Genomic DNA, 8812 nt, shown 5'->3' with positions numbered 1-8812 from the left:
GCACCATGACCGACGTGTCGGCAGGCGCGATGGAAGAGCTGCGTTCGCTGGTCTACACCAGCTTCCGGTTCCCGTTTCTGCAGGCGGCCATGCGCCTGGGACTGTTCACCCTGTTGAAGGAGCGGCCCGGCAGCACCCGGGAGGAGATCGCGGACGCGCTGGGGTTGGCGGACCGTGCCGGGCACGTCCTGCTGCTGGGGTGCTGCGCGTTCGAACTCGTGCGCAAGAGCGGCGACGGCTACCACAACACCGCCACGACCGAGCTGGTCGCGGACGACCCGGACGGCTTCATGCCGGTCATCATCCGCTACACCCAGGAGATGCTGTACCGGCCGATGGGCTGGCTCTACGAATCGCTGGCCCACGACGAAAACGCGGGCCTGCAGCGCGAGCTGCTCGCCGGGTCCTCCGCGACCACGCTCTACGAGCTGCTCGCCGAAGACAAGAACCTCGAGACGGCGTTCACCGCTATGATGGAGCACCACGGCCGCGCGGTGGTCCAGGACCTGACCGACGCCGTCGACTTCTCGTCCTACCGGCAGGTCCTGGACGTCGGCGGGGGAACCGGGACCAACGCGATCAGCTTCGCCCAGCGGTGGCCCCGGCTGAAGGCGACCATCCTCGACCTGCCGAACGTGGCGAAGCTGGCGACCGACCGGATCGCCGAAGCGGGCCTGTCCGAACGCGTCCAGGCCGTCGGGACCGACATCATGCAGGACGAGTTCCCCGACGGGCACGACTGCGTCGTGTTCTCGCGGTTCCTCGAGATCTGGTCCCCCGAGCGCGTCCGCGGGCTGTTCGAGAAGGCCTACCGGGCGCTGGAGCCCGGCGGTCACCTGGTGATCGTCGCCTGCGCCCAGAACGACGACGAGACCGGCCCGGCGCACGCCGCGTGGATGTCGGCCTACGTCCACGTGGTCGCCTCACCCGAAGGACGTTCCTACACGACGGCGGAATTCGAGGAGTGGTACACCGAAGCGGGTTTCGAGACGGTGGATCGGCAGTACCCCGGGTTGTTCGACGTCATCATCCGGGCCCGCAAGCCCGCGGCATCGCCGGACCGGGCTTGACAAAGGCCCGGGCCGGTATCACAGTGCGAAGACCGGCGTCGCCTCCGCTGTCCGTCCTCTTAGGACGGACAGCGGAGGCGGGCATCGCGCCCGACCGGGGAAATGGGGGAATCAGTGGCCTGTCGTAGCGTTCCGCGCGAAGCCGGCAAAGCGACTCTGGGAGCTGTTGAAGTGAGAAACGGACAGAGCTCCGCGGCTCAAGACCGTGGTGTGGAAGGTGTCGCCCGATTGCGCGATGTCGAACTCTCGGTACTGGTGGCGCTTCCGAACGGCGTCTCGAGGTGGGGCCTCACGTACATGCTGCGCAGCCTTTCCCCGGTCAAGGCCGTTCACGGGTGCGCGAGTTTCCGTGAGGCGGTGACCCTCCTGGAAAACCGGACCTTCGACATCGTTCTCCTCTCCGCCGACGCCCTGGACGAGTTCGAGCAGGTTGCCGTGGTAGCGGCGAGACGCGGCGTGAAAACGGTGGCCATGCTGCGGGACATCAGCGACGATGCGGTCGCTCAAGCGGCGACGCTGCCGGCCGAGGGATTCCTCCTGGAATCCGCGGTCGACCCGAAGACGCTCGAGGACACTCTGCTGAGGTTGCAGCGTGGGGACATGGCTCTGCCGTCCTCGCTGGCCAGGAAGCTCTTCGCGGAGCTTCGCCGGCAGGGCCAGCCGCGAACGACCGACTTCCGCCTCACCCCGCGCGAGCGGCAAGCTCTCGGCCTGCTGGCCGAAGGGATGAGCAACAAGCAGATCGGCCGCCGGCTCGGCATTTCGGTGCACGGAGCCAAGCGTCATGTGGCGAACCTCCTGGCCAAGCTGAACTGCCCGAACCGGACTCTCGCCGTGGCCTACGCCATCCGTGACGGCCTGCTGAGCGATTGATCCGAGCTGCCGGGGGTTCGGGACAGCTCCGTCAGTTCGACTGGGGGGCGAACTTTCGGCCGGCCACCACCTGGTCCACGATGCCGTAGGCGACCGAGCCGGCCGCCGAGAGGCGATGGTGGTTGCGGAGGTCGGCGGCGACGGTCTCCGAGCGCTGCCCGGTTCGCTCGGCGAGCAGCTGCACCATTTCGCCGACCCATCGCTCGTGGGCAGCCGCCGACGGCTTCACGCGCTCCTCGGCGAGACCTTCTTCGCGGCCGGGCAGGCGCAGGACGACGTCCGAGCCCGGGAGTGCGTACCTCTTGCCCATCGCCCCGCTGCACAGCACCATGGCCGCCACCGACCCCACTGCGCCGATGGCCAGGGTGGAAACTTCCGGCATGATCCAGTTCATCATGTCGCAGATCGCAAACCCGGCTGAGACGGAGCCGGCTGCGCTGTCGATGTAGACGTTGACGTCCTCGTCGGGGTCGGTGGCGTTCAACAGCAACAACTGCGAGATCACCGCCGTCGAGACACTTCTGTCCAGCTCGCCGCTGATGATGATCGTCCGGTCGTCGAACATGTCGCTCATCAGCTTGTCCATCGCCCAGCTGTGCAAAGACATTCGTCGTCGCTCCTCCCGACGCTCGTCAGGCGATGGTCTCGACAGACCCGCAGCCGGTCACCTCCGCCGGGCCGGACCGCCGGAGGTGACTCGCTCAGCGTCCGGGCTGCGTGGGGTTGGTCGCCGACGTGTCGGACGCGCGCGTGATGACGTGGTCGACGAGTCCGTACTCCTTGGCTTCGTCCGCGCCGAACCAGCGGTCACGCTCGGAGTCCTGCATGACCCGCTCGGGCGACTGCCCGCTGTGCTCGGCGATGAGCGAAGCCATGCGCTTCTTCATCCGGCGCAGCCGGTCGGCCTGGATCGCGATGTCGGACTCGCTGCCGCCGACGCCACCCAGGGGCTGGTGCATGAGGATCTCCGCGTTGGGCAGCGCGTAACGCTTTCCGGGCTGCCCGGCCGTGAGCAGGAACTGGCCCATCGACGCGGCCATTCCCATGGCGTACGTGGCCACGTCGCACGAAATCAGGTTCATCGTGTCGTAAATGGCCATTCCCGCGGTGATGGAACCACCCGGCGAGTTGATGTACATCGCGATGTCGGCGCTGGGATCTTCCGCGGCCAGCAACAGCATCTGCGCGCAGAGCTTGTTCCCGATTTCGTCGTTCACTTCCTGGCCGAGCACGATGATCCGCTGAGCCAGGAGGCGGTCGTAGAGCGAGTCGCCCCAGGAAAGGCCGCTCACCGGGGTGGACGCGGTCGGGTGGCCGATGCCGGCCATGAACGGCGCCGCGGCCGGCCGCTGCTCGAACTTCTCCATGTGTCGCTCTCCTTCGCTTACCGCATTCCAGCCTGCGAACCCCACTCTAGTCGTGATCTCACCGGCCGGTACTTCCGGCACTGCCGGTTCGCGGAGAGCGGACGCCCTGGCCTCGTCTTTCGCGACCCCGGCCGTCCGGGTGGGTGACCGCCGCGACCGGACGAGAGCCGTCACCGAGGGCTACCGCAGCGGGCCCGTGGCGAGACCGTGCGTGACCGTGTCGACCACCTGTGCGAGCGCGAGCGAGCCGGCGAACCGCCCGGGCTCCCGGTCGAGGCCGCCGGGCACCCAGCACGGCGGGACGGGTTCGCCCGGGCCGATCATGGCGGTGAGCACGTCGTCCGGGGAGAGCCCGGTGGCCAGCAGCGCGGCGACCTCGCGGGGGTTGACGCCCGGCGGCAGCGGTCCGTTGCCCAGGTCCGTTCCATAGTGGACGACCCCGCCGTGTTCGAGGAACCGCCTGAGGTTGCCCGTCGCGGTACGCAGCTGCCGGGTGTCGGCGCCGTACCCGTGGATGTCGAGTGTGCTGACCCACACCGTGCTCCGGGCCAGGTCGGCCACGAGGGCGTCGTCGACGCGTTCGGTCCAGGGCGTGTGCGCCAGCCGGTCGACGCCGCTTTCGCAGGCGAGCCGCGTGGTGGCCCGGCCTTCGACGTGGGCGACGACGTCGAGGCCGGCGGCGTGCGCGGCGGCGACGATCGCCACGAGCACGGCGGCGGGGAACACCGGTCCGGCGTCGGAGTTCAGCGCGACCTTGATCGCCTGCGCGCCGGCCTGCCGCTGCTCACCGACGGCGGCCTCGGCGTCGAGGGGCGAACGCACTTCGCGGAAGCTGCCCGGCGCGGCCCAGGACCGGTCGCCCGGATACCCGCCCGGGGCGGTCAGGAAGGCGCCGACGACCCGCATCCGCGGCAGGGTCGCGGGATCGGCCCGGCGGTGGGCTTCGAGCACTTCGTGGGCACTGCCGAGGTCGTGGACCTCGGCGATCCCGCCTGCGCGGACCTCTCGCAGGTCCACGAGCCCGCAGTGCACGTGTGCGTCGCGCAGACCCGGCAGGACGGTGCCGCCGAGGTACCGCACCCGGGCCCCGGCCGGCACGGCCCCGGGGGCGACCGGCCCGGCCGCGGCCGGAACGCCGTCACGCAGGCGCAGCGCGCACCGGCCGAACCGGCGCCCGGCGCCCCACCAGGCGGAGTCGGCCAGCAGCCACTCTTCGGCGATGTCCATGGTCTCCAGTCCGATCTCGGGGTCAGCTCGGCTGACCGGTGATTTCCCGCAGCACCGCCCCGGCCAGGCCGGCCAGGGTGGCGCGCACGAACTCGGACATCGGCAGGGAGACTCCGTAGCCGTGCTCGACCTCGTGGCGCAGCTTGATCATCCGTACCGACTCCAGGCCGAGACCGATCAGCGGTTCGTCGTCCGGCAGGGTCTCCGGAGCCACGCCGAGCAGGGTCGCGATCCGCCGGCGCAGTTCGGTGCCGACGGCAGGCCCCCGGGCCTCGGCCGGCAGCGCGAGCAGCAGGCCACCCGCGGCCGAGCGGGTGCCGTCGGGTGCCGTGGCCGGCGCCGCCGCCGTGCTCCGGCCCACCGGGACGAGGCTGCCCTCGAGGTAGGAGTCGCGGGTGCCCCGCCGGCGGACCTTCCCGCTCTGCGTGCGCGCGATCGCCGAGGGTTCGACGAGGACGACGTCGTGCACGTCCACGCCGTGCGCGCTCGTCACCCCGAGCCGGATCCGCTCGGCGAGCGCGTCCGGGCCGGCGGTGGTGTCACCCGGCGCCATCGCCTGCACGACCACGAGCCGCTCGCCGCCCGGCGAATCGACGGAGAAGGCCGCGCCGGGCCGGGTCGCCAGCGCGGGCTCGACCCGCCGGACGGCCTCTTCGACGTCCTGCGGGTGGAGGTTGCGGCCGTTGATGACGATCAGTTCCTTCAGCCGCCCGCAGAGCACGAGGTCGGTCCCGTGGAAGAACGCCAGGTCGCCGGTCCGGAGGAACGGGCCGTCGCCGTTCGCCAGCGTGCCGCCGAAGGTCTCGGCCGTCTCCGCCGGGCGGTTCCAGTACCCCTGGCAGACGACCGGTCCGCTCACCCACACCTCGCCCACCCGGCCGGCGGCGCACTCCGTGCGGGACCCGGGGTCCACGACGAGCACGCGCCCGAACGGCCCGGCGGCCCCGCAGCCCACGAGCTCCTGGGTGCGCACCGCCGTCCCGGGCGGCACCGGTTCGCCGCGTCCCCGCTCCAGTTCCGCGGCGTCGACGACGACCCCCAGCGGGTCGGGTTCGCGCTTGCCGACGACGATCTGCATCGTCTCGGTGAGGCCGTAGGCCGGGAACAACGCGGAGCGGCGGAACCCGGCCGGTCCGAAGGTGCCGGCGAACCGGTCCAGCGTGGCTTCCTGGACCCGCTCGCCGCCGATGAGGGCGACCGCCCAGCCGGACAGGTCGAGCCCGGCGCGCAGGTCCTCGCCGATCGACTTGGCGCACTGCTCGTAGGCGAAGTTCGGACCGCCGCTGAACACCGGCCCCGGGGTCGCGGAGATCGCCGCGAGCCACCGGAAGGGGTCGGCAACGAAGTCCTCCGGGGTCATCAGCACCGCCTCACCCCCCACCAGCTGGGCGAGCAGCAGCTGCCCGAGGCCGAGCGCGTGCAGCGGCGACATCCAGCAGACGACGTTCCCGCCCGGTGGCAGCCCGGTGAGGGCGCGGAAGTTGGCGATCTGGGCGGAGAGGTTGCCCACCGACACCGCCACCCCCTTCGGGCGGCCGGTCGAGCCCGAGGTGTACTGGAGCAGCGCCGGGTCGCCGTCGGCGATCCGGGGCGGCACCCAGCGCCGCGCGTGGTCTTCGTCCGGTGCGTCGACGGTGAGCCACGTCACCGGCGGCGCGGTGGCCGGGTCCCACCTGTTCCGCAGCGCCGGCGCGAGCGCGTCGGTGGTGAGCACGACGGTCACTTCGGCGTCCGCGGCCACCGCGACGAACCGGTCGGCCGCGTTCCCGGAGAGCTCGGGCGAGCACGGCACGGCCACCGCGCCCGCGTACAGGCAGCCGGCGAAGCCGGCGAGGAAGTCCGGGCCGGGCGGTAGCACCAACAGGACGCGCGCCCGCTCGCCACCTGCCCGCCGCAGCGCCGCCGCGACGGTGCGGGCTCGCAGGTCCAGTTCCGCCCGGGTGAGCGCTTCGCCACGCTCACCCGGGGTGTGGCCGGGCGGCAGGAACCGGAACGCGGTCGCGTCCGGCGCCCGCTCGGCGTTGTCGCGCAGCACCTCGGCCAGGGTGCCGGTCGCGGCGTCCGGGGGGTGGGCGGCGAGGTCGGTCATGCGGGCTCCTGTCCGTCGTGCCCCGTGTCAGCCGAGGATCCGGGCCCGGCGCGGATCCGGCCAACCCCCGACGGCGCGGCCGATCGGTCACCGGCGGGGTAGCCGTTCGGCGACGGCCGATGGGCCGGGCACGGCGGAATGCCCGGTGACCACGGGAAACACGGCCATACCGCCGTGGACGGCAGGGGAGCCGAACAGGCACTACCGGTGGCATTTCCGCGCTATATCGTGGAGATCGGCCGTCCGCCACCGCGATCGGACCACGAACGCCAAGGGAGCCAACCGATGCCAGAGCCCGCACCGGCCCGTCCCCTCGAAAACCCGGTGACCACTCAGGACCCGGCCGCGTTCAAGGAGCTGATGAGCGCGTTCCCGACCGGGCTCGCGGTGGTCACCGCGATGGACCGCGCCGGCAGGCCGCACGGGTTCACCTGCTCGTCCCTCTGCAGCGTCGGGGTGGCGCCGCCGACGCTGCTCATCTGTGTCTCCCACCGCAGCGCGACCCTCGCGGTGATCCGGGACCGGGGCCGGTTCGCGGTCAACCTGCTCCACAGCAACGCCCGGCACGCCGCCGAAGTCTTCGCTTCCTGCCGCCCGGAACGGTTTTCCGCGCTGCCGTGGGCACCGACGTCCCGGCTGGGACTGCCCCACCTGGTGACGCACGCCCACGCCATCGCGGAATGCGCGGTCACCCAGACCATGACGGCGAGCGACCACGTGATCGTGCTGGGCGAAGTCGTGGCGATGGCGCACCGGCAGGCGCCGCCCTTGCTGTACGGCATGCGCCGGTACGCAGCCTGGCCGGCCGCCGCGCCGGGAGCGTGACCGCGGCGGCCGCGGCCGTCAGTCGCGGCGGCCGGTGTATTCGCGCTCCCGCTCGATCTCCACTGCGGTCTCCGGAACCCCGCGCGTCGAGTGGCGCAGCAGCGGGGGCGCCATCGCCGAGGTCAGCACGGCCACCAGGACGACGATCGTGTAGGTGGCGGTCGTCAGCACGCCGAGCTGGAGACCGACGGTGGCGACCACGATCTCCACCACCCCGCGGGCGTTGAGGCCCGCGCCGATGGCCACGGAGTCGAGGTGGCCGAGGCGGGCGATCCGGGCGCCGAGGTAGCCGCCGGCGAACTTGCTCACCACCGCCACCGCTACCAGCACCACCGCCGCGAGCAGCACCGGGGGACGGCCCAGCGCCGACAGGTCCACCTGCAGTCCCGCGGTCGCGAAGAACAAGGGCGCCAGCGTGGACATCACGAACGGGCGCATGGAGTCGAGGAACCCGCGGGCCGCTCCCCCGAGTGAACCGATCACCGTGCCGCACAGGAACGCGCCCAGGATCGGTTCCATGCCCAGCGCCTGGGTGCCCGCCGCGGACAACATGATCAGCACCACGGCCGTGGCGACCCCGGCACCCGGCTGGTGCGACCGCCCGGCCGGGCGCAGGAGCGACCGGACCAACGGCCGCGCCGCCACCAGGGTGAACACGAGCACCGCCACCAGGTAGCCGACGGACTCCAGGACCATCCCGGCCCGCAGGCCCTTGGTCACCATCGCCGACACGACCGACAGCAGCAGCCACCCGACGATGTCGCTGATCGCCGCCGCGCCGATGATGACCTGGCCGACGTTGCGGTGCAGCAACCGCATGTCGAGCAGGGTCTTGGCGATCACCGGGAGCGCGCTGACGGCGACCGCGACTCCGACGAACAGGGCGAAGGCGTGCCGGCCGGCGGTGGCGCCATCAGCGAGTCCGGCAGCAGGAAGCCGAGCCCGAAGCCGGCCGCGAGGGGCAACAGCACGCTGCCCAGGCTGACCACGGCGATCTGCCCGCGCCGGCGCCGGATCAGCCCGAGGTCGACGTGCGCCCCGGTGATGGCGACCAGCAGCAGCACACCGAGCTGCGCCACGGCGGTGAGCAGGTGCGTCTGCGCCGGGTCCCGGGGCAGCAGCCAGTGGGAAACCGGCAGCTGCCCGAACAACGAGGGGCCGAAGAGGACGCCCGCGGCCAGTTCGCCGACCAGGGCCGGCAGGGCCAGCCGTCCGGCGAGCCGGCCGAGCAGCACCGCGGCGGCCAGCAGCACCCCGATCTGGAGCAGGAAGACCAGCATCTGGTGGGCGCCGATCGAGGGAACGGGTCCGGCCGCGAACGTCATCGGGTTCCTTCCGCTCGATTCCGCTCGATTGTCATT

At 71.8% G+C, this 8812-nt stretch carries 9 protein-coding genes; 3 read left to right on the top strand and 6 right to left on the bottom strand.

Translation table 11 applies throughout. From position 1 onward, the window contains the following. The first annotated feature begins 5 nt into the window (after positions 1–5). Positions 6–1070, top strand: a complete 1065-nt coding sequence (locus C2L58_RS31550; RefSeq protein WP_103341315.1) for a methyltransferase — start codon at positions 6–8, stop codon at positions 1068–1070. 228 nt (positions 1071–1298) lie between these two features. Further along, positions 1299–1943 carry a response regulator transcription factor gene (locus C2L58_RS31545; RefSeq protein WP_158264194.1) on the top strand — a complete coding sequence of 215 codons (645 nt, stop codon included), beginning with the start codon at positions 1299–1301 and terminating at the stop codon, positions 1941–1943. 31 nt (positions 1944–1974) lie between these two features. Here C2L58_RS31545 and C2L58_RS31540 read toward each other — a convergent pair whose 3' ends face one another. The 4 genes from C2L58_RS31540 to C2L58_RS31525 all read right to left on the bottom strand — a co-directional run bounded on the left by C2L58_RS31540 (position 1975) and on the right by C2L58_RS31525 (position 6626). Next, the gene (locus C2L58_RS31540; RefSeq protein ID WP_158264193.1) at positions 1975–2529 is read right to left on the bottom strand and encodes an ATP-dependent Clp protease proteolytic subunit; all 555 of its coding nucleotides are present in this window, start codon (positions 2527–2529) and stop codon (positions 1975–1977) included. Positions 2530–2644: 115 nt separating this feature from the next. Continuing rightward, complete coding sequence (locus C2L58_RS31535; RefSeq protein ID WP_103341385.1) at positions 2645–3271, bottom strand: ATP-dependent Clp protease proteolytic subunit; 627 nt, start codon at positions 3269–3271, stop codon at positions 2645–2647. A 219-nt stretch (positions 3272–3490) separates the two neighbouring features. After that, a complete protein-coding gene (locus C2L58_RS31530; RefSeq protein WP_103341312.1) occupies positions 3491–4537 on the bottom strand; it encodes an amidohydrolase family protein in 1047 nt (348 codons plus the stop codon). 22 nt (positions 4538–4559) lie between these two features. Continuing rightward, on the bottom strand, positions 4560–6626 hold the full coding sequence (locus C2L58_RS31525) for an AMP-binding protein (RefSeq protein ID WP_103341311.1): 2067 nt from the start codon (positions 6624–6626) through the stop codon (positions 4560–4562). Between the two features lie 285 nt (positions 6627–6911). Between C2L58_RS31525 and C2L58_RS31520 the strand changes: the two genes are divergently transcribed. Then, the gene (locus tag C2L58_RS31520) at positions 6912–7451 is read left to right on the top strand and encodes a flavin reductase family protein (protein ID WP_103341310.1); all 540 of its coding nucleotides are present in this window, start codon (positions 6912–6914) and stop codon (positions 7449–7451) included. A gap of 18 nt (positions 7452–7469) precedes the next feature. Here the strand turns inward: C2L58_RS31520 and C2L58_RS31515 are convergent, their stop codons facing one another. After that, positions 7470–8294 carry a cation:proton antiporter gene (locus C2L58_RS31515; RefSeq protein WP_255410602.1) on the bottom strand — a complete coding sequence of 275 codons (825 nt, stop codon included), beginning with the start codon at positions 8292–8294 and terminating at the stop codon, positions 7470–7472. Next, positions 8291–8776: a cation:proton antiporter gene (locus C2L58_RS51320; protein WP_255410601.1), complete on the bottom strand. Its 486-nt coding sequence runs from the start codon at positions 8774–8776 to the stop codon at positions 8291–8293. Before C2L58_RS51320 ends, C2L58_RS31515 begins: the two co-directional genes overlap by 4 nt. Positions 8777–8812: the final 36 nt, after the last annotated feature.

This window comes from Amycolatopsis sp. CA-126428, assembly GCF_002904335.1.
Lineage (GTDB): Bacteria > Actinomycetota > Actinomycetes > Mycobacteriales > Pseudonocardiaceae > Amycolatopsis.
Note: the sequence above shows the minus strand (reverse complement) of the source record. Positions and strands in the feature narration are given on the sequence as shown.